This window comes from Gluconacetobacter asukensis (assembly GCF_014174375.1).
Lineage (GTDB): Bacteria > Pseudomonadota > Alphaproteobacteria > Acetobacterales > Acetobacteraceae > Gluconacetobacter > Gluconacetobacter asukensis.
Map to the genome: position 1 here is coordinate 44,430 of NZ_JABEQE010000010.1, position 18,289 is coordinate 62,718.

The window sequence follows — 18,289 nt, forward strand, 5'->3', positions numbered from 1 at the left end:
TGCGGGCCGCATCCGCATCAGAATTCCAGGCCGGGTGGCAGCGATGCCGGGTCGACATTGCTGGCCCGCAGCGCCTTGAACATCCATTCCTGCACGATGCCCTCCGAACGGTTGTAGAGAAGCCAGTTATTGACGAAGGTCAGGAAACGCGGGTCGGGCGAGACGGGCACGCCGATACAGGTCGGCTGATGCACCACGGGCTGCGGCAGGACCAAGTCCCCCACCGCCGGATTGCGCGCATGCATCACGGCCGCGATCACCACGACCTGAACCACGCAATCCGCGCGTCCGGCCTGAAGCGCCATGATCGCGTCGGTCGGGGACTGGACCGCAACGGGGGTACAATGGGGCAGCCGGCGCCGGACGAAGATGTCGTGCGACGAACCGGTGTCGAAGGCGACGCGGATCTCGGGTTTGTCCAGATCATCCCACGTCGCGACGGAAAGGCCCTTCTTCGCAATGACCGTGAAGGCGTTGTTGATGGCGAGGTCGCTGAACTGGATCTGCAGCGCCCGCGCCGGGGTGGGGCTCAGGGCGAACATGATGTCGATCTTGCCGGTCTGGAGGTCCATGACCGACGTCCCCCACTCGGCCTCGATAATTTCGGGCGTAACCCCCAGGGCCGCGGCCATGTCCTTGACCATGTCGACGCACGCGCCGCTCCAGCCCCCGCCCAGGATATCCTTGTGGAAAAAGGGTTCCGATCCCGGAATGGCGGCGGTGCGGAGCCTGCCCGCGGCCTTGATGCGCTCGATCGTTCCCCCCGCTTCCTGCGCCCGTGCCAGGCCTATGCCCGACAGGGACGTGGCGGCCGCGACGCCGCTCAGGGCCAGGACCGATGCAAAGGCTCGACGTGTTGTCACTCTACGACCTCCCCCGCCGCCATCAGGCGAACCGTTTACAACGCATATCGAGTTTAGGGAGGCGGGCGGCACCGTAAAGCCGAAATCGCCCCCCGTCAGACGGCCTGATTCTTCAGGGGGGGGGTGCCGGTTCCTCGACGAACCTGTCCAGCGCCGCGCCGGCGATCCGCCCGGTTCGGAATGTTTGACCCAATTTCAGAACAGGCCGCGATAGTCGCCCCCGTCCACCAGCAGGCTCTGGGCAGTGATGAAGCCTGCCTTCTGCGAGCAGAAGAAGGCGACCGCCGCCGCAATCTCCTCGACGTCGCCGAACCGCTTCGCCGGGTTGGCGGCAGCGCGCTCCGCCCAGATGCTGTCATAGCTGCGCCCCGTCATGCGCGACAGGTCCTGGACATGGGCATGCTGTGCCGCCGAATCGATGATGCCCGGCAGAACATTGTTGATCGTGACGTTCCGCGCGACCAGCTGGCGCGCCAGACCCGACGAAAAGGCCACCAGCCCCGATCGCGCGGCATTGGAAAGGCCCATCTCAGCCTGCGGATTCTTCACGCTGCGCGAGACGATGTTGACGATGCGGCCGAAACCGCGCGCGCTCATGCCGTCCACGGCAAGGCGGATCATGTCGATCGGGGCCAGCATCATCATGTCCACGCCCGCGATCCAGTGCGCCCGGTCCCACTCGCGGAAATCGCCTGGCGGCATGCCGCCGCCATTATTCACCAGAATGTCTGGTTGTGGACAGGCGGCGAAGATCCGCTGCCGGTCCTCATCCCGCGTCAGGTCCGCAGCCACGGCCACCGCGTCGCGCCCGGTCTGCGCGCGCACCAGCGACGCGGTTTCCTCAAGCGCCGCACGGTCGCGCGCCACCAGCGTGACCGCTGCGCCCTCGGCTGCCAGCGTCATGGCGATCGCCCGGCCCATGCCGCGGCTGGCCCCGCACACGATCGCGTGGCGCCCCTCCAGTCCCAGATCCACGTCCCGGCTCCCCTCGGAAAATTACAGCCCGACACGGCCGCGACATGGCATTCGTGCGGGAAATGCCGGCACAGCGCGATATCATCGGCCATATCTTTCCGTTTTAATTTCGGCCTGGCAAGGAGCGCGCGCAGGACCTCGTCCAGTTCGGGAGTCATAGGATTCTGATCAAGATAGTTCAGATCATGCTCTTTGCGAATGAATGACAGGTTCAGGCCCGAACCTGGGTGCGCCGCTACGGCATCCGGCCCTGCGCCGCCTGTCGGACCGTTGGCGCAGGGTGTCTGGCCAGATCCACTGAGGACCATGATCGGATGATGAAACGCATACGATCTGGCGCTTCGGAACAAGAGAGGCGAGGCGTTTCGAATCATGTGGCAGATTGAACTGGCGCGGGAAACAAAGCCCTTATATATAACAGGCTTATAGGAAGCAGGATGGAACGGGACGCTGGTGGCGATGAAAATTACCGCCCGGATCGCAGAACACATCAACCGGGGCTTACGCGCATGACTTCCGTGAAACAGGACGAGGCGATGGTCAACGCCTTCGATCCCGGCCGGCTGGCGGAATGCGATGCCGAGACGCGCGGCATGATCGAACGGCGCATGCGCCTGCTCGGCCCGGCCTATCGCCTGTTCTACGAAAATCCGCTCCGCATCGAACGGGGGAGCGGCACATTCCTCTACGACCAGAATGGCGAGGAATATCTCGACGCCTACAATAATGTCGCCGGCGTCGGACATGCGCATCCGCGTGTCGCGGAGGCGATCGCGGCACAGGCCGCGCGCCTGTGTACGCACACGCGCTACGTGCAGGAACCCATCTTGCGCTATGCGGAGCGGATTCTGCCGAGCTTCGGCGGAACGCTGGCCGATGACGGCCATATCATGTTCACCTGCACCGGGTCAGAAGCCAACGACCTGGCGCTGCGCATCGCGCAGCACCATACGGGCCGGAACGGAATCATCATCACGTCCGAGGCCTATCACGGAAATTCCAGCCTCACGGCCGGGCTTTCGCCATCTCTGGGGCGCCGCGCACCGCTGGGCCAATGGGTCCGGCAGGTCCCCACCCCCGATTCCTATCGCCTTCCGCGTGACACGATGGTTTCCTGGTTTCTCGATCATGTGGCGCGCCAGATCGACGATCTGGAACGGCACGGAAACGGGCTCGCCGCCTTTATCTGCGATTCCATCTTTTCCTCGGACGGCATCTATGACGATCCGGTCGATCTGCTGGCACCGGTGGCCGAACTCGTGCGGAGCCGGGGCGGGGTCTTCATCGCCGACGAGGTCCAGGCCGGATTCGGCCGAACCGGCCATGGCTTCTGGGGATATCGCCGCCATGGCGTCGATCCCGACATGGTGACGATGGGCAAGCCGATGGGCAATGGCTTTCCCATCGCGGCCCTTGCCGTCCGCTCCGACATCGTCGCCGGTTTCGGACGCGACATGCGCTATTTCAATACGTTCGGCGGCAATTCGGTCGCGATCGCCGCCGCCCAGGCCACGCTCGACATCCTGCGCGACGACGCCCTGCCCGAACATGCGGATCGCGTCGGGGACTATATCCGCGCCGGCTTCGCCAGATTACAGAAACGATTCCCGGTCATCGGCGATATTCGCGGTGCCGGCCTGTATGTCGGCGTGGAGATGGTCAAGGACCCGGAGAGCAAGGCGCCGGACGGCGTGCTGGCGGCACGCATCGTCAACGGACTCAGAAACCGGCATGTCCTGATCTCGGCGACGGGATGTCACGCCAACACGCTCAAGATCCGGCCGCCGCTGGTGTTCACCACGGGCGATGCGGATCGGTTGCTGCACCATGCCGAAGCGCTGCTCGAGGAATTGGCGGAATAAGAAATCCGGCGAAGGTCACGGCCGCTGTTGTCGGCCGGCTCACGCGTCGCCCGGCCGCGTATTCGCCATCCCGGCGCCATCCGCCTCGGGCGCTTCTTCCGGCAGGCGTTCGGCCAGCAACGCACGGCGCTCGCCAAGCCAGGCGCTGTCCAGAAGGTGATCCCGGCGCGGAAACCGCGTATTCGGATGGATCAGCACGCTGAGGCTCCGGTGATTGAGCATCAGCCATGGCACCAGGGTCGCGAACAGCGCGGTCTCGAAGGCGATCTGGTACATCGGCAGCGTGTGCGGCCCGACCGGTACCTCATGCCAGCGGCCCAGCCGCACGGCGAAACGATCGGCGATGGCGGTGCGCAGGCGTTCGGCCTCCGCGCGCTCCTCCGGGCCGTCGAAATAGACATGGGCATGGTAGCTGGCAATCGTCTCGACCGGTCGGATCGGCTCGGGCATCGGGGTCATCTGGCCTTCCACTGGTCGGTCCGTTCGGGACGGGCCTCGGACAGTGCCTTTTTCACGCCGGCAATGTCCAGGTCGGTGGCATAGACCGGCGTGCCGGGCTGCTGCCGCCAGGACTCGTCCAGCCCGCCGGCATCGACCGCGTCGAAGCCCAGATCATGCACCAGATCGAGCACGATGGCCTTGACGATGGGGTCGTCACCCGCCACGGGCAGGGCAATGCGCCCCGGCGTTCCCGGCGGTCTGCCGTTTTCCAGAAGATGCAGAAAATAGATGTTGTTGAATGCCTTGATGACCGGGTGCCCGATCATCTGCGCGACCCAGCGGCTCTCCGGCAGCCCGTCCTCGATTGCTGCGATCCTGCCGTCCCGCTGCTGCGGGTAATAATTCCCGGTATCGACAACCGGCAATGCAGGCGGCACGTTCGCAAACAGGTCGTGCGGCAGATGCGGGACGTTCTTCTCCGGAATCGTCAGCACGACCAGATCGACGCCCTTCACCGCTTCATGCGGCGTCACGGCGGTGGCCCCGGTTTCCGCCGCCAGGTCGCCCAGCGTCTCGGGGCCGCGGGAATTGGCCACCAGAACGGTATAGCCCAGCGCCGTCAGGCGCCGGGTGAGGGTGCCGCCGATATGGCCGGCGCCGATAATGCCGATTTTCATATGCGTCTCCCTGGGCTGGCACCCTGCCGCTTCCCTGGAGCTATGAACGCGCCGGGGCCGGGGCAAGGGCCATGGTTGGATTGGCGCCACGTTCACGAAAGATCGTCTTCTCCCGAAGAAAAGGAAGCAGGAAAGACGGTGTTTCCTTGCGACACATCGCATCCGCGTGAACGATCGGGCCTTGATCGCCGGTTGCCCGCGCCACTTCGCTTTCCGAACATTTTGTAATTCGCCACGTGGGATCGCGTCTGGATTTCGCCACAACTCGGCAACATGATCCCAACACCTGCAAGAGGAGAGCCAGGTGAAAACAAAACTGATGGCGGCCCTGGTCATGAGCTGCATGATCGTGGGTGCCTCTGGCGCTTACGCCGATCCGTACGGCCCCGGCGGCCCGAACAGCCAGGGCGATAATCGCGGCCATGGCGGCGGGCCTGGCGATGATCGTGGCGGGCCGAACAGCCAAGGCGACAATCGCGGCCACGGCGGTGGACCGGGCTATGACCGTGGCGGGCCGAACAACCAGGGCGACAATCGCGGCTATGGCGGTGGACCCGGCTATGACCGTGGCCGGCCTACCAATTATGGTGACAATCGCGGCCGTGGACCCGGCGGGCCCGGTTATGACCGTGGCGGTCCCTGGAAAGGTGGTGGCCGCGTCTGGCGGCGCGGAGATCGCTATGACGGCCCCCGTTCGGGCAACTGGGCAGTGCATGATTGGCGGCGCTATCGCGGCCTCTACGCCCCGCCGCCAGGCTATTACTGGGTCCAGTACGGCAACCAGTTCCTGCTGACGGCCGTGGCCACCGGCATCATCGCCAGCGTGATCGCCGGCTCCTACGGCGCCGGCCCCATGGGTCCCGCGCCGTACTGAGCCGGGGCGGCGGACGCCTCTACGATGGGCCTGTCAGCATGTCCGCACGGGCGCGCCTGACAGGTTCCAGGGGGTGGGCCGCCGCCTGCCCGGGCAGTATCGCCTCCAGCGCGGCGCCCCAGCCCAGCACCTGCTCATCGGCAAAACGGTGGCCGACGATCTGCAGCCCGACCGGCAACCCGTTCGCGGCATGACCGACAGGCAGCGACAGGGCGGGCAGTTGCGGCAGCAGATTGAACGGGCAGGTCATGTCCAGCCCCCCGAATCGGCCGTCCGGCAGCGTGGCAACGTAATCGTCATCGGTTTCGCACACCGGGGGCGCCGTGATGGCGCAGGTGGGGCAGAGCAGGGCGTCATACTGCACATAAAGCCCGGCCATATCCCGCCACATGGCGGTGCGCAGCAATTCGATCCGCTTGGCGGTCGTGGCATCCATCGCCAGGCCACGCGTGATCATCGCAACCACCGCCGGGTCCATCCGGGCGTGGCAGGCGGCCAGATCGTCGCCGAAATAGGCCGACATGAACACGCACCACAGGTCGAACCACTGGTCGTTGACCGCCCGCGTCCAGCCCATGGCCACCTCGTCGACGATGGCGCCCGCGCGGCGCAGCATCTCGGCAGCCTGCCGGACCAGCGATGCGACCTGCGGCTGGACCGCGTAATAGCCAAGGTCGAGCGACAGCGCGAAGCGCCGGCCCCGCAGGCTGCCGGTCCGTGCCGCCGCGCCGTCGAAGCCGATCGGCAGCGAAGCAATATCCTCGTCGCTGCCACCCGCCGTCACCTCCATGAAGGAAATGGCGTCGGCCACGGTGCGGGCCAGCGGGCCGAAATGGGAAATATTGTCGAATTGGCTGGGCAGGATGGTCATCGGGATCCGGCCCAGGCTGGGCTTGAAGCCGACAACGCCGCAGAACGCGGCGGGAATGCGGACCGATCCACCCATGTCGGTGCCCTCGGCAAACGGCACCACACCCGTTGCCACGGCCACCGCCGACCCGCCGGACGACCCGCCCGGGCTGCGGTCGGGGTCCCACGGGTTGCGGGTCACGCCCCAGCGCGGGCTGCGGGTAAAACTGGAATAGGCGAATTCCGGCGTCGTCGTCTTGCCGATCAGGATCGCGCCCGCCGCCTGCAGGCGGCGGATACACAGCGCGGTCTCCTCCGGCCGCCAATCGGGTCGCGTCCACGAGCCCAGCGTCGTCAGGTCGCCTTCGGTGGGGGTCAGGTCCTTGGCCACGAACGGCACGCCATGCAATGGCCCGGTGAATGCCCCCTCGGCTACCGCCGCATCGGCCCGGCGGGCGGCCTCCATCGCCTGCCCGGCACGGATCAGCGTAAAGGGGTTCAGCATGGCCTGCGCGATCCCCGCGCGCCGGATCGATTCCGCGACGACCGATTGCGCGCTGAAACGGGCGGTGCGAATGCCGTCAGCGATCTCCCGCGCGGTCAGGTCCAGCGGATGGGTCATGACGGCATGCCGGCTGGCGCACCCGCTTGCCGGCGGGGGGCGGGTCTGCTCCCCTGCGCGGGGCGGTAGAAAGGGGCGCGCGACGTTTCATGGAGTCGATATCCCGACCGCTCGCGGGCGACCCGCCCTTCGCCGCCTGGAACGCGGCCATCGCCACCGCCGCCGACGCGATCGGCACGCGCCTGTTCCCAGGCGCCCTGCTGGCGGCGCTGCGGCTGCTGGCGCCGGTGCAGATGATGAACGGGTTTTTCTATACGCCCGACGGCAGGGCGTTCGATCTGTATAATGAAAGCCCGGCCGCCGACCGCGCGCTGATCGTCGATCGCTACCTGGCCGGCGCCTTCGTGCTGGACCCGTTCCACACCGCAATCATGGCAGACGGGCGCCCCCGCATGATCGCGATGGACGCCTGCGCGCCCGACAATTTCACGCAGACCGAATATTACCGCCTGCATTACGCCGCAACGCGGATCGTCGATGAACTCGGCTTCGTCATCCCGCTGGCCGATCGGTGTGTCGGCGTGCTGTCGCTGTCCCGCCTCGCCCCCGCGCCGGCCTTCACCACCGGGGAACGGGAACGGCTGCATGCCGCCGCCCCGATCGTCTGCGCGTTCGGGCATCGGCACTGGTTCCACGCCCCCGCCCGCAGGCGCGAGGGCGTGGAACCGGTCGCCAGGATCGCGGACCGCCGGCTCACCCCACGCGAGATCGAGATCGTCACCCTGATCCTGAAGGGCCATTCCACCCCATCGCTGGCGGCGGTGCTGGGGTGTGCGCCCAATACGGTCAAGGTCCATCGCCGGCGGATCTACGCCAAGCTGGCCATTTCCAGCCAGGCCGAACTGTTCCGCCTGTTCTGGCGGTGAGGGCGGCCTCATCCGGCATGTTCCCGGTCGACATGCATGTCGGGCGGCGCGCGGCGAAAGCCGCGTGTCTGCCAGCCCAGCCAGCCGATCCCCAGCACCAGCCACACCAGGCCCAGCATCCGCGCATGGCGGTCGAGGTGCCAGAGCAGAAACACGTCGCATAGCGCCCCCAGCGCCGGCACGACGACACATGCCAGCACCCCCAGCGCGCGCATGCGCCGGTCGCCCTTCAGATACAGCGCGATCACCGAGAGATTGACGGCGGCAAACCCCAGAAATGCACCGAAATTGATGAAGGAGGCAGAGGTCGCCACATCCATCGCCAGCGCGCCGAGCCCGATCGTGCCGACCAGGAGCAGGTTGGGCACGGGCGTCAGCCAGCGCGGATGCAGCCTGCCGAAGAGGGAAGGCAGGACCCGGTCCCGGCCCATGGCGTAGAGCAGGCGGCCCACGCTGGCCTGCGCGGCAAGGCCCGAGGTGAATTGTGCGACCACGAGCGTGGCCAGGAAGACGGTCACGAAGACATCGCCGCCGATGGCCCGGGCGATTTCGACGCCGGCCGCGTCGGCCGAGGCGAAATCGGCGCCGGGATGGGCCAGTTGCGTCAGATAGGCCGACAGCACGAAGATCAGCCCGCTGCCCAGCGCGATGACCAGGATCGCACGGGGCATGGTGCGCCGTGCGTTGCGCGTCTCCTCGGCCAGGGTCGTCACGGCATCGAACCCGAGGAAGGAATAGGCAGCGATGGCGGCCCCGGCCACCGATGCAGAAAACGGCACACCTGCCGCAAAGAAAGGGGTGACGCACAGCAGGCCGCCCGGACCGTCCAGCACCAGCACATAGCGGGCCGCAAGCGCCAGAAAGGCCGCCAATATGCCGAACTGCGCCAGCATCAGCACGATATTGACCCGGTTGGCGCAGGCGATGCCGACGATGTTGATCATGCTCGTCAGCACGATGAAGCCGATGATCCAGGCCCAGCCCGGCACGCCGGGAAAGGCGGAGGCCAGGTAGGCCGCCCCGATCAGCCAGATCACCATCGGCAGGAAGATATAGTCCAGCAGCACGGCCCACCCGACCAGAAAGCCGATGCCCGGGCCGATCGCGCGCCGTGCATAGCTATAGGCCGACCCCGCGACCGGATGGGCGCGCGACATGATGCAATAGCTGAGGGAAGTCAGGAAAATCGCCGCCGCCGCGACCAGATAGGCCATCGCCGCCGTCCCCCGGCTGGCCGTCGCCAGCGTGCCGAAGGTGCCGAGGACGATCATCGGCGCCATATAGGCCAGGCCGAACAGCACGACGGACCACAGGCCGAGCCTGCGGTCGAGTTTCACATTGTCCACCGCGCCCTCCCTGCCACGGCAGCATGGCGCGGCCCCCGGTGGGTGACCATAATCCCAAGGGAGTATGCCGCCAGCGGGCAGGCATGACGCTGCAATGTGCGGGGCGAGCCGTCAGATATGATAAAATCACGATAAATGATTGTGTGAATAATATTTACCTGACAGATCGCATAAACTCTGATCAAACTACGGCGCGTGTCGATACGTAAGGAAGGAATGGCGCCCATGTCAGGGACTCTCATCCGGACCGCATCCCCTGTGGCGGAGCGCGGGCATCGGCGGTCTGCCTGGCGTCCGGCACTGGGCGTGCTGACGCGTTATGCCTCTCCGCTCCTGCTGGTGTTGCTCTGGCAGGCGGCGTGTTCGGCGGGGCTTCTGTCCACGCGGCTGGTGGCCTCGCCCGTGCAGATCGTCGCGACCGGCTGGGCGCTGACCAGGGACGGCAGTTTGCAGACCAATCTGCTGGTGTCGCTGGCACGCGCCGGTGCCGGGCTGGGCATCGCCTTCGTCGCGGGGGTCGGCCTGGCCCTGGTCTCGGGCCTGTCGCGCCTGGGCGAGGATATCGTGGACGCACCGATGCAGATCCTGCGCACCCTGCCGGCGCTGGCGCTGGTGCCGCTGTTCATCCTCTGGTTCGGAATCGGCGAGACGCCCAAGATCGCGCTCGTGGCACTCGGGTCCGGCTTTCCCATCTATCTCAACCTGCACAAGGGCATCCGGTCTATCGACCCGAAGCTGCTGGAAATGGCGCGCACCCTTGGCCTCTCGCGGGCCCGTACCATCCGCGGCGTCATCCTGCCCGGCGCGCTGCCGGATCTGCTGGTGGGGCTGCGCTTCGCCGTCGGCATCTCATGGCTGATGCTCGTGGTGGCCGAGCAGGTGAACGCCGATAGCGGAATCGGCCACATGATGATGGACGCCGAGGATTTCCTGCGCACCGACATCATCCTCGTGGGCCTCGCCATCTATGGGCTGCTCGGCCTCGCCTCCGACCAGATCGTGCGGTTTCTCGAAACTGCGCTCCTGTCCTGGCGCCCGTCCCATCGCGCCGCGAGGTCGGCATGAACGCGGTCGCCCCGCTCACGCAGGGGGCGGCCGTGGTGGTGCACGGCCTGACCCGCCGGTTCGGCGACGACCCGGTGGTGCTCGACCGTCTCGACCTTGCCATTGCACCCGGCGAGTTCGTCGCCCTCCTCGGCCATAGCGGCTCGGGAAAATCGACCCTGTTGCGCACGCTCGCGGGTCTTGACCCGGTGACGGAAGGGTCGGTGACCCGCCCGCGCGACGTCTCGGTCGTGTTTCAGGAAAGTCGGCTGCTGCCCTGGAAACGCGTCTGGCAGAACATCGTGCTGGGCCAGGATGGGGCAAACCGACGCGATCGGGCGGCTTCGGTGCTGGAAGAGGTCGGGCTCGGCCATCGGGTCGATGCGTGGCCGCTGACCCTTTCCGGGGGCGAGGCCCAGCGCGCGGCGCTGGCCCGCGCGCTGGTTCGCGAACCCGCGTTCCTGATGCTGGACGAGCCCTTTGCCGCGCTGGATGCGTTGACGCGCCTGAAAATGCAGCGACTGGTCTCGAATCTGTGGACCCGCCATCGCTGTTCGGTCCTGCTGGTCACGCACGATGTCGACGAGGCCCTGCTGCTGGCGGACCGCGCGGTGGTTCTGGAACGCGGCCGCATCCGCACGAACCTGCCGATTCCAATGGAGCGTCCTCGCCGCCACGCCGATCCCCGCTTCGAGCATCTGCGCGGCGTCCTGCTGGAATCGCTTGGCGTGCATGACGATTGATGCACACTCGTTCTGGAGTGCATATGCTGAAAGAGGCCGATTACCATGACTGAATCATCCGGGCGCGTGTCCGAAACGCCCGTCGAGCCGCTGATCCTTGACCGCTGGTCGCCCCGCGCCTTTGTCGCCGCGCCGATTCCCGAGGCGGATCTGCTGGCCCTTCTCGAGGCCGGCCGCTGGGCGCCGTCGGCCTATAATTCCCAGCCGTGGCGCTTTCTCTATGCGCGTCGGGATACGCCCGATTGGGACCGGTTCCTCTCCTGGCTGATCCCGTTCAACCATTCCTGGGCCCAGCACGCCTCGGCGCTGGTCTATGTCGCCTCGCACACCATCACGGCGGGCAAGGCCGAGCCGGTGCCTGCCCCGACCCACGCATTCGACGCCGGCGCGGCGGCCGTGCTGGTGCAGCTCCAGGCCGCCCGCGCGGGCTGGGCGACCCACCCGGTCAGCGGGTTCGACAAGGAAGTCGCGCGCGCGGGCCTGGAACTGCCGGATGATTATGCGCTGAACGCGGCCATCGTCATCGGCAGGCAGGGGCCGGCCGACATCCTGCCCGAGGGGCTGCGCGCCCGCGAAACGCCGTCCGGCCGGCGGCCATTGTCCGAACTGGCCTTCGCAGGACGGTTTCCGGCCCAGACGGACGCATAGGCCCATGATGCTGGCCGGGTATCCCCGGCCAGCAGGTTTTCAGGGCTGTCGCCCGAACAGGGCCGTCAGGCTGGCCGATCCCAGCGCATGGCTGTGCAGGAAAAAGCCGACCATCGCGCCGGACGCGTCGGTGGGCACGCTCAGCGTCTCGGTATCCAGCGCGTGGACGGTAAAGATATAGCGGTGCGCGGCCCCCGGCGGCGGCGCCGCACCGCCATAGACGTTGCCGCCGAAATCGGTGCGGGTCATGAAGGCGCCGTCCGGCAGGTCGGCATCGCCCGATCCGGCGCCGGCGGGCAGGCTGGTGACGGTGGCGGGAATGTTCACCGCCACCCAGTGCCACCAGCCTGAGCCGGTGGGGGCGTCGGGGTCGTACATCGTGACGGCGAAGCTGCGCGTGCCCTCGGGCGCGCCGCTCCATGCCAGCGGCGGCGAGATATTGCCGCCGCGATAGCCCATCCCGTCGAAGACCTGCGCGTCCGGCAGGCGCTCGCCGTCCTTGAAGGCGCGGCTGGTCAGGGTGAATGTCATTTCGGTCTGTCCTTCGTTGTCGGGGACGTTACCAGTTCTTGCTGACCATCCAGAATTCCTCCGACGTCAGGGTAATGACGGCGCCCCCGGCGGGGGACTGGGCGGCAGCTTCGGCCAGGGCGGCGATGCGCTGGACCATCAGCGTCTTGCGGACATGGGCTTCGGACGTCTCATCGCTGCCTTCCAGCACGCTCAGGGCGGATTTGCAGGCACGGGCGACACGGGCGGCATCAAGCGCGGCATAGGACATGGCTCAGGCTCCGATTTGCAATGTGGGGGCGGGAGGCCCCAGAATGAAAGGCTGCCATTCTGACCGGCGGCGGCGCCACTGTCCAACCGTCGCATCGTGCCGGCGCGTTATGCTGGCCACGCGGCGCCGGATTCCGTAAACGGTGCGTCCGATGAGTGACCAAGTCTCCGATTTCGATTTCGACCTGCCTCCCGCCCTGGTCGCCGAGCACCCGGCGCGGCCGCGCGATGCCGCGCGGCTGCTGGACATCATGCCCACGGGCCCGTTCCATGACCGGGTGGTGCGCGACCTGCCCACGCTGCTGCGGCCGGGCGACCTGCTGGTGGCCAACGACACCGCCGTCATCCCGGCACAGCTCGACGCAAGACGGGGCGAGGCGCGGATCGGCATCACGCTGGACCGTATCCTGCCCGACGGCACATGGCACGCACTGGCCCGCAACGCCCGCCGGCTGCGCGCCGGCGACGTGCTGACCTTTCCGGGTACGCCCAACACCGCCGCCATCGTATCGCGCGATGACGAGGGCGGGGTAATCCTGCGCTTCGATACCGAGGGCGAGGCCTTCGACGCCTTTCTCCAGAAGGCCGGCGTACTCGCACTGCCGCCCTACATCGACCGCCCCCAAGGACCCACCGAACAGGACCGGCAGGACTACGCCACCATCTTCGCCGCCCATCGCGGTGCCGTGGCTGCTCCCACGGCGGGCCTCCATTTCACCCCCCAACTTTTGGCGGCGCTGGACGCGGCGGGGGTGGAGCGCTGCACCCTGACCCTGCATGTCGGGGCCGGGACCTTCCTGCCGGTGCGGGGCGACAGCATCGCCGGCCACCGCATGCATGCCGAACGCGGCGTGATCACCGAAGAAACGGCGGAACGGCTCAACCGCACCCGCCGCGCGGGCGGCCGGATCGTCGCCGTCGGCACCACGTCGCTGCGCCTGCTGGAAAGCGCCGCCGACCCCGACGGCACGATCCGCCCCTTCGATGGCGATACCGCCATCTTCATCCGCCCCGGCTACCGCTTCCGGGCGGTGGACCTGCTGATGACCAATTTCCACCTGCCGCGCTCGACCCTGTTCATGCTGGTCTGCGCCTTTGCCGGATATGACAGGATGCGCGACGCCTATGCCCATGCCATCGGCACGGGGTACCGCTTCTATTCCTATGGCGACGCCTGCCTGCTGCATCGCGCGCCGCCCCCCGAGGGGACGGGCGCATGAGCACGTCATTCCGCTGGGTTGAGCAAGCCCGCTCCGGCCGCGCGCGGGCCGGGCACCTGCACACCGCTCATGGCACAGTGCCGACGCCCACCTTCATGCCCGTGGGCACGGTCGGCACCGTCAAGGCAATGACGATGGATGCGGTGCGCTCCACCGGCGCCGGCATCGTACTGGGCAACACCTATCACCTCATGCTGCGGCCGGGCGCGGAGCGGGTGCGTGCCCTGGGCGGGCTGCATCGCTTCATGGACTGGCCCGGGCCGATCCTGACCGATTCGGGCGGGTTCCAGGTCATGTCGCTGGGCCCGCTGCGCAAGCTGGACCAGGACGGGGTAACGTTCAGCTCGCATATCGACGGCTCCAAGCACCGGCTGACGCCTGAGCGCTCGACCGACATCCAGCACGCGCTGGATGCCACAATCACCATGTGCTTCGACGAATGCCCGGCCCTGCCGGCCGCGCCCGAGGTGATCGCGCAGTCCATGCGGATGTCGATGCGCTGGGCCGCACGCTGCCGCGAAGCCTTTGTGCAGCGCCCCGGTTACGCCCAGTACGGCATCATCCAGGGCGGCACCGAGCCCGAATTGCGGGCCGAAAGCGTGCGCGCCCTGACCGGAATCGGCTTCGAGGGCTATGCCATCGGCGGGCTTGCGGTGGGCGAAGGGCAGGAACTGATGTTCTCCACGCTGGACGCCACCACTCCGCTGATCCCGTGGGATAGCCCACGTTACCTGATGGGGGTGGGTACGCCAGACGACCTGCTGGGCAGCGTCGAGCGCGGGGTGGACATGTTCGACTGCGTCATGCCCACCAGGGCGGGGCGCACGGCGCGTGCCTATACCGAGCGCGGCACGCTGAACCTGCGCAATGCGCGGCACGCGGTGGATTCGCGCCCGATCTCGCCGCATTGCGACTGCCTGGCCTGCACGCGGCATAGCCGTGCCTATCTGCATCATCTGTTCCGTGCGAACGAGATCCTGGGGCCGATGCTGCTGACCTGGCACAATCTGGCCTATTATCAGCGCCTGATGCGCGGGATCCGGTCGGCGATCGTCGAAGGCTCGCTGGAGGCGCACGCGGCGTGGCTGCGCGCGCAATGGGCGATGGAGGACTGGACCCCGGACGAGATGCCACTGCCCGATATTCCACCGGTTCCCTGATGGAGACCGGCCTGCCGCCCGGCCGAGCTGTCGCGTTGCGCGACGCCATTCGCGACAAGGCGCTGGCGCTGGGCTTCGATGCGGTGGGATTCTGCGAGGCCGCGCTGGGGGATGGCGCCCGGCAGCGTCTGGCTGATTTTCTGGCGGCAGGCCATCATGGCGCGATGGACTGGCTGGCCGAGCGGGTAGAACAGCGCGGCGATCCGCGCGTTCTGTGGCCCGAGGCCCGGAGCGTGATCGCGCTGGGTCTGTCCTACGCCCCGCCCGGCGATGCGCTGGCGACGACGCGTCTGGCGGACCGAGGGAATATCTCGGTCTATGCCCGCCATCGCGACTATCACGATGTGGTCAAGGGCATGCTCAAGCATCTGGCCCAGTTCGTGGTGGCTCAAGGTGCGCGCGCGGGAGCCGCGCCCGAGGTCAAGGTTTTCGTCGATACCGCGCCGGTGATGGAAAAGCCTCTGGCCGAGCAGGCTGGGCTGGGCTGGCAGGGCAAGCACACCAACCTGGTCTCGCGCCGGCATGGAAGCTGGTTGTTCCTGGGTGAGATCTATACCACCCTGGTCCTGCCGGCATCCGATGCTTCGGGTGGCCGATGCGGGTCGTGTCGCCGTTGCCTGGAAGCCTGCCCGACTGACGCTTTTCCCGCACCGTACCAACTGGATGCGCGGCGCTGCATTTCGTACCTGACGATCGAGAATCCCGGACCGATCCCGAAGCAATTCCGGGAGGCAATGGGGAACCGGATCTACGGTTGTGACGATTGCCTGGCGGTCTGTCCCTGGAACCGCTTTGCCACGGAGTCGCGTCACATGAAGCTGCGGGCGCGCGAGGATCTGACGGCGCCACGCCTGGCTGAACTGGCGCTTCTGGACGATACGGGGTTCCGCACCATGTTCTCGGGCTCGCCCGTCAAGCGTATCGGCCGCGACCGGTTCGTGCGCAACGTGTTGGTGGCTATTGGCAATTCGGGTCATGCGGCCCTGGAGCCAGTGGCGCGAGACCTGTGTGATGATTCGAACGCCGTGGTGGCCGAGACCGCACGCTGGGCGGTCGGGCGGCTGGCCGGATGAGCGGCGGCCTGGTCAAGCGCAGCCTGATTCTGTCCGGGCATCGGACCAGCGTGGCGCTGGAACCCGAATTCTGGGCGGCGCTGGAACGCATGGCGCGCGCGCGCGGGCTTGGCCTGCCGGCGCTGATCGCCGGTATTGACGCCGCGCGCGATCCGGCGCGGCCATTGGCGTCCGCCCTGCGGGTCGCAGCGTTGCATGCGGCGCAGGCACGTGCTGATTTGGGGGGGACGCCGCACGCGTGCTAGACCATAGGTGGTCCGGACATCTGGGCGGGAAGAATGGCGATCTGGGGTAAATTATTCGGTGGTGTGGCGGGGTTCGCGGTCGGCGGCCCCATGGGCGCCGTGCTGGGCGCGGCGCTTGGTCATGCGGCGGATAACGGATCGATCCTGGAAACGCCCGTCGGCGGCTGGACCGACCGCTGGGGCCCCCGAATGAATGCCGACCCGAATGGGGCGGCCACTTTCGTGGCGGCCAAGCTGGCCTCGGTGATGGGCAAGCGCGACCAGCTCTATGGGCTGGTGATGGTCGTATTATGCGCCAAGGTCGCCAAATGCGACGGGCCGGTGAACCGGGCCGAAATCGACGCCTTCAAGCGCCGGTTTCAGATCCCTGCCGAAAATGCAAGCGATGTCGGCCGCCTGTTCGACCAGGCGCGGCAGCGGGTCGATGATTTCGAATCCTTCGCCGTCGAGTTGGGCCGGGCGTTCCACGACAAGTCTGAGATGCTGGAAGAGGCGCTCGCCGTACTGTTCGGCATTGCCCGCGCCGATCTGGGACCGGACGAGGCACTGCATCCGGCGGAAATCCGTTTCCTGCGGCGGGTGCACCAGGCCTTCGGCCTCGGCCCCGGGGCGTGGGACCGTGCCGAATCCGGCGGCGCGCGGCCCGATGTGAGCGAGATCGACGCCTATGCCGTGCTGGGCGTGGCCCGCAATGCGACGGACACCGAAGTGCGCGCAGCCTGGCGTGTCCTGGTGCGCGAACATCATCCCGACGCCATGACGGCCCGAGGTGCCGACGAGGCGGCGCTGGAGGCCGCGGCCGGGCGGATCGCGCAGATCAATGCGGCATGGGACCGGGTTAAGCGCGACCGGAAGCTGTAGCCCGCCTGACCGTCGCAGCCACCGTATGGGCCAGTGCCCGATAGGCCTGGCCGGCGGGGCTGTCGGGGGCCGAGATGACGATGGGGGCGCCGGCATCGGCGCTGGCGCGGATATCGGCCAACAGCGGGATTTCACCCAGGAAAGGCACGCCCAGCGCCTCGGCCTCGGCCCGGGCGCCGCCATGGCCGAACAGGTCCGTGCGGTGGCCGCAATTCGGGCAGCAGAAATAGGACATGTTTTCGACCATGCCGAGCACGGGGACGTTCATCTTCTCGAACATCGCGATCCCGCGCCGGGCGTCGAGTAGCGCGATATCCTGCGGGGTGGAGACGATGACCGCGCCTGCAAGCGAGACCTTCTGCGCCAGCGTCAACTGCGCGTCGCCGGTGCCGGGGGGCATGTCCACCACCAGCACGTCCAGCGCGCCCCATTCCACGTCGCCCAGAAGCTGACCCAGCGCGCCCATCACCATCGGGCCGCGCCAGATCATGGCCTGCCGTTCGTCCACCAGCAGGCCGATGGACATGGCGCGGATGCCCCACGCCTCCAGCGGCGCCATGCGGCCCTCGCGGACCTGGGGCGGTTGGTGCAGGCCCATCATGCGCGGCAGGGAGGGGCCGTGGATATCGGCATCAAGCAGGCCGACGCGCAGCCCCTCCATCCCCAGCCCGACGGCCAGGTTTACGGCGGTGGTGGACTTGCCGACGCCGCCCTTACCCGAGGCCACGGCGATGACGGTGCGCACCTCCGGCAGGATCGGCCCCTGCGCGGGGCGACCGCCAGGGCCGCCCAGGTTCAGCGGCCGGTGGCCGCCGCCCGGTGCGGGCGCGGGGGCGGATGCGGGGCGATGGGCGGTGAGGATCACACTAGCGGTACTGACGCCGGGCAGGGCGCGCAGCGCCCGTTCGGCCGCCGGGAGCAGGGGCTGGATGCGTCCGGCCGCCGCCCGGTCGGTGGCCAGGGCGACATGCAATGTTCCGTCGCGCAACATTGTCGTATCCAGGGCCGCATGGTCCAGGATCGTCGATCCGTTCGCGTCGCGGACCTGGCGCAGGATGTCGGTGATCTGCGCCGGCGTGGGTTCCGTCATGGTCAGTCCTTCCCTGGCGGCCGCGCGGGGCGTGGTCGCGTCGTTGCCCG

Annotated in this window: 20 protein-coding genes; 11 read left to right on the forward strand and 9 right to left on the reverse strand. The window is 67.6% G+C overall.

The genetic code is table 11. The features are described from left to right. Window positions 1-17: 17 nt before the first annotated feature. Together HLH35_RS12325 and HLH35_RS12330 are read right to left on the reverse strand one after the other, a co-directional pair. Entirely contained in the window at window positions 18-863 is an 846-nt protein-coding gene (locus HLH35_RS12325) for a transporter substrate-binding domain-containing protein (protein WP_182979421.1), read from the reverse strand. Between the two features lie 195 nt (window positions 864-1,058). Beyond that, on the reverse strand, window positions 1,059-1,838 hold the full coding sequence (locus tag HLH35_RS12330) for an SDR family oxidoreductase (RefSeq protein WP_182979422.1): 780 nt from the start codon (window positions 1,836-1,838) through the stop codon (window positions 1,059-1,061). A gap of 509 nt (window positions 1,839-2,347) precedes the next feature. Between HLH35_RS12330 and HLH35_RS12335 the strand changes: the two genes are divergently transcribed. Further along, window positions 2,348-3,700, forward strand: a complete 1,353-nt coding sequence (locus HLH35_RS12335; protein WP_182979423.1) for an aspartate aminotransferase family protein — start codon at window positions 2,348-2,350, stop codon at window positions 3,698-3,700. A gap of 39 nt (window positions 3,701-3,739) precedes the next feature. On the opposite strand, the gene HLH35_RS12340 is transcribed toward HLH35_RS12335, so the two are convergent. Next, window positions 3,740-4,159, reverse strand: coding sequence for a DOPA 4,5-dioxygenase family protein (locus HLH35_RS12340; protein ID WP_182979424.1), 420 nt, complete (start codon window positions 4,157-4,159; stop codon window positions 3,740-3,742). Further along, window positions 4,156-4,818, reverse strand: coding sequence for an NADPH-dependent F420 reductase (locus tag HLH35_RS12345; RefSeq protein WP_182979425.1), 663 nt, complete (start codon window positions 4,816-4,818; stop codon window positions 4,156-4,158). Before HLH35_RS12345 ends, HLH35_RS12340 begins: the two co-directional genes overlap by 4 nt. Before the next feature lie 304 nt (window positions 4,819-5,122). Between HLH35_RS12345 and HLH35_RS12350 the strand changes: the two genes are divergently transcribed. After that, window positions 5,123-5,692: an RcnB family protein gene (locus HLH35_RS12350; protein ID WP_338029339.1), complete on the forward strand. Its 570-nt coding sequence runs from the start codon at window positions 5,123-5,125 to the stop codon at window positions 5,690-5,692. 19 nt (window positions 5,693-5,711) lie between these two features. Here HLH35_RS12350 and HLH35_RS12355 read toward each other — a convergent pair whose 3' ends face one another. Continuing rightward, the gene (locus HLH35_RS12355) at window positions 5,712-7,163 is read right to left on the reverse strand and encodes an amidase (protein ID WP_182979426.1); all 1,452 of its coding nucleotides are present in this window, start codon (window positions 7,161-7,163) and stop codon (window positions 5,712-5,714) included. Between the two features lie 89 nt (window positions 7,164-7,252). Between HLH35_RS12355 and HLH35_RS12360 the strand changes: the two genes are divergently transcribed. Then, window positions 7,253-8,029 (forward strand): helix-turn-helix transcriptional regulator, encoded by a 777-nt coding sequence (locus HLH35_RS12360; RefSeq protein ID WP_182979427.1) that lies wholly within the window; start codon window positions 7,253-7,255, stop codon window positions 8,027-8,029. Between the two features lie 8 nt (window positions 8,030-8,037). Here the strand turns inward: HLH35_RS12360 and HLH35_RS12365 are convergent, their stop codons facing one another. Beyond that, complete coding sequence (locus HLH35_RS12365; RefSeq protein ID WP_220790657.1) at window positions 8,038-9,375, reverse strand: APC family permease; 1,338 nt, start codon at window positions 9,373-9,375, stop codon at window positions 8,038-8,040. Window positions 9,376-9,600: 225 nt separating this feature from the next. On the opposite strand from HLH35_RS12365, the gene HLH35_RS12370 reads away from it, so the two are divergent. Genes HLH35_RS12370 through HLH35_RS12380 form a run of 3 tightly spaced genes read left to right on the forward strand, consistent with a single transcriptional unit; the run spans window position 9,601 to window position 11,810 of the window. Beyond that, the gene (locus HLH35_RS12370; RefSeq protein ID WP_182979428.1) at window positions 9,601-10,440 is read left to right on the forward strand and encodes an ABC transporter permease; all 840 of its coding nucleotides are present in this window, start codon (window positions 9,601-9,603) and stop codon (window positions 10,438-10,440) included. Beyond that, window positions 10,437-11,162 (forward strand): ABC transporter ATP-binding protein, encoded by a 726-nt coding sequence (locus HLH35_RS12375; RefSeq protein WP_182979429.1) that lies wholly within the window; start codon window positions 10,437-10,439, stop codon window positions 11,160-11,162. Before HLH35_RS12370 ends, HLH35_RS12375 begins: the two co-directional genes overlap by 4 nt. 45 nt (window positions 11,163-11,207) lie before the next feature. Next, complete coding sequence (locus HLH35_RS12380; RefSeq protein WP_182979430.1) at window positions 11,208-11,810, forward strand: nitroreductase family protein; 603 nt, start codon at window positions 11,208-11,210, stop codon at window positions 11,808-11,810. Between the two features lie 39 nt (window positions 11,811-11,849). On the opposite strand, the gene HLH35_RS12385 is transcribed toward HLH35_RS12380, so the two are convergent. Both HLH35_RS12385 and HLH35_RS12390 read right to left on the reverse strand, forming a co-directional pair. Beyond that, window positions 11,850-12,341, reverse strand: coding sequence for a kinase inhibitor (locus tag HLH35_RS12385; RefSeq protein WP_182979431.1), 492 nt, complete (start codon window positions 12,339-12,341; stop codon window positions 11,850-11,852). 28 nt (window positions 12,342-12,369) lie between these two features. After that, window positions 12,370-12,591: a hypothetical protein gene (locus HLH35_RS12390; RefSeq protein WP_182979432.1), complete on the reverse strand. Its 222-nt coding sequence runs from the start codon at window positions 12,589-12,591 to the stop codon at window positions 12,370-12,372. Between the two features lie 151 nt (window positions 12,592-12,742). Between HLH35_RS12390 and queA the strand changes: the two genes are divergently transcribed. The 5 genes from queA to HLH35_RS12415 are packed head-to-tail and all read left to right on the forward strand — an operon-like array spanning window position 12,743 to window position 17,149. Then, window positions 12,743-13,810, forward strand: coding sequence for a tRNA preQ1(34) S-adenosylmethionine ribosyltransferase-isomerase QueA (gene queA, locus HLH35_RS12395; RefSeq protein ID WP_182979433.1), 1,068 nt, complete (start codon window positions 12,743-12,745; stop codon window positions 13,808-13,810). Further along, window positions 13,807-14,970, forward strand: a complete 1,164-nt coding sequence (tgt, locus tag HLH35_RS12400; protein WP_182979434.1) for a tRNA guanosine(34) transglycosylase Tgt — start codon at window positions 13,807-13,809, stop codon at window positions 14,968-14,970. The genes queA and tgt overlap by 4 nt, the downstream gene beginning before the upstream one ends. Continuing rightward, window positions 14,970-16,043, forward strand: coding sequence for a tRNA epoxyqueuosine(34) reductase QueG (gene queG, locus HLH35_RS12405; protein ID WP_182979435.1), 1,074 nt, complete (start codon window positions 14,970-14,972; stop codon window positions 16,041-16,043). The genes tgt and queG overlap by 1 nt, the downstream gene beginning before the upstream one ends. Beyond that, window positions 16,040-16,288 carry a ribbon-helix-helix domain-containing protein gene (locus HLH35_RS12410; RefSeq protein WP_182979436.1) on the forward strand — a complete coding sequence of 83 codons (249 nt, stop codon included), beginning with the start codon at window positions 16,040-16,042 and terminating at the stop codon, window positions 16,286-16,288. The genes queG and HLH35_RS12410 overlap by 4 nt, the downstream gene beginning before the upstream one ends. A 33-nt stretch (window positions 16,289-16,321) precedes the next feature. After that, window positions 16,322-17,149: a TerB family tellurite resistance protein gene (locus HLH35_RS12415; protein ID WP_182965008.1), complete on the forward strand. Its 828-nt coding sequence runs from the start codon at window positions 16,322-16,324 to the stop codon at window positions 17,147-17,149. On the opposite strand, the gene HLH35_RS12420 is transcribed toward HLH35_RS12415, so the two are convergent. Then, window positions 17,127-18,239, reverse strand: coding sequence for an Mrp/NBP35 family ATP-binding protein (locus tag HLH35_RS12420; protein ID WP_182979437.1), 1,113 nt, complete (start codon window positions 18,237-18,239; stop codon window positions 17,127-17,129). The two genes, HLH35_RS12415 and HLH35_RS12420, sit on opposite strands and share 23 nt — an antisense overlap. Window positions 18,240-18,289: the final 50 nt, after the last annotated feature.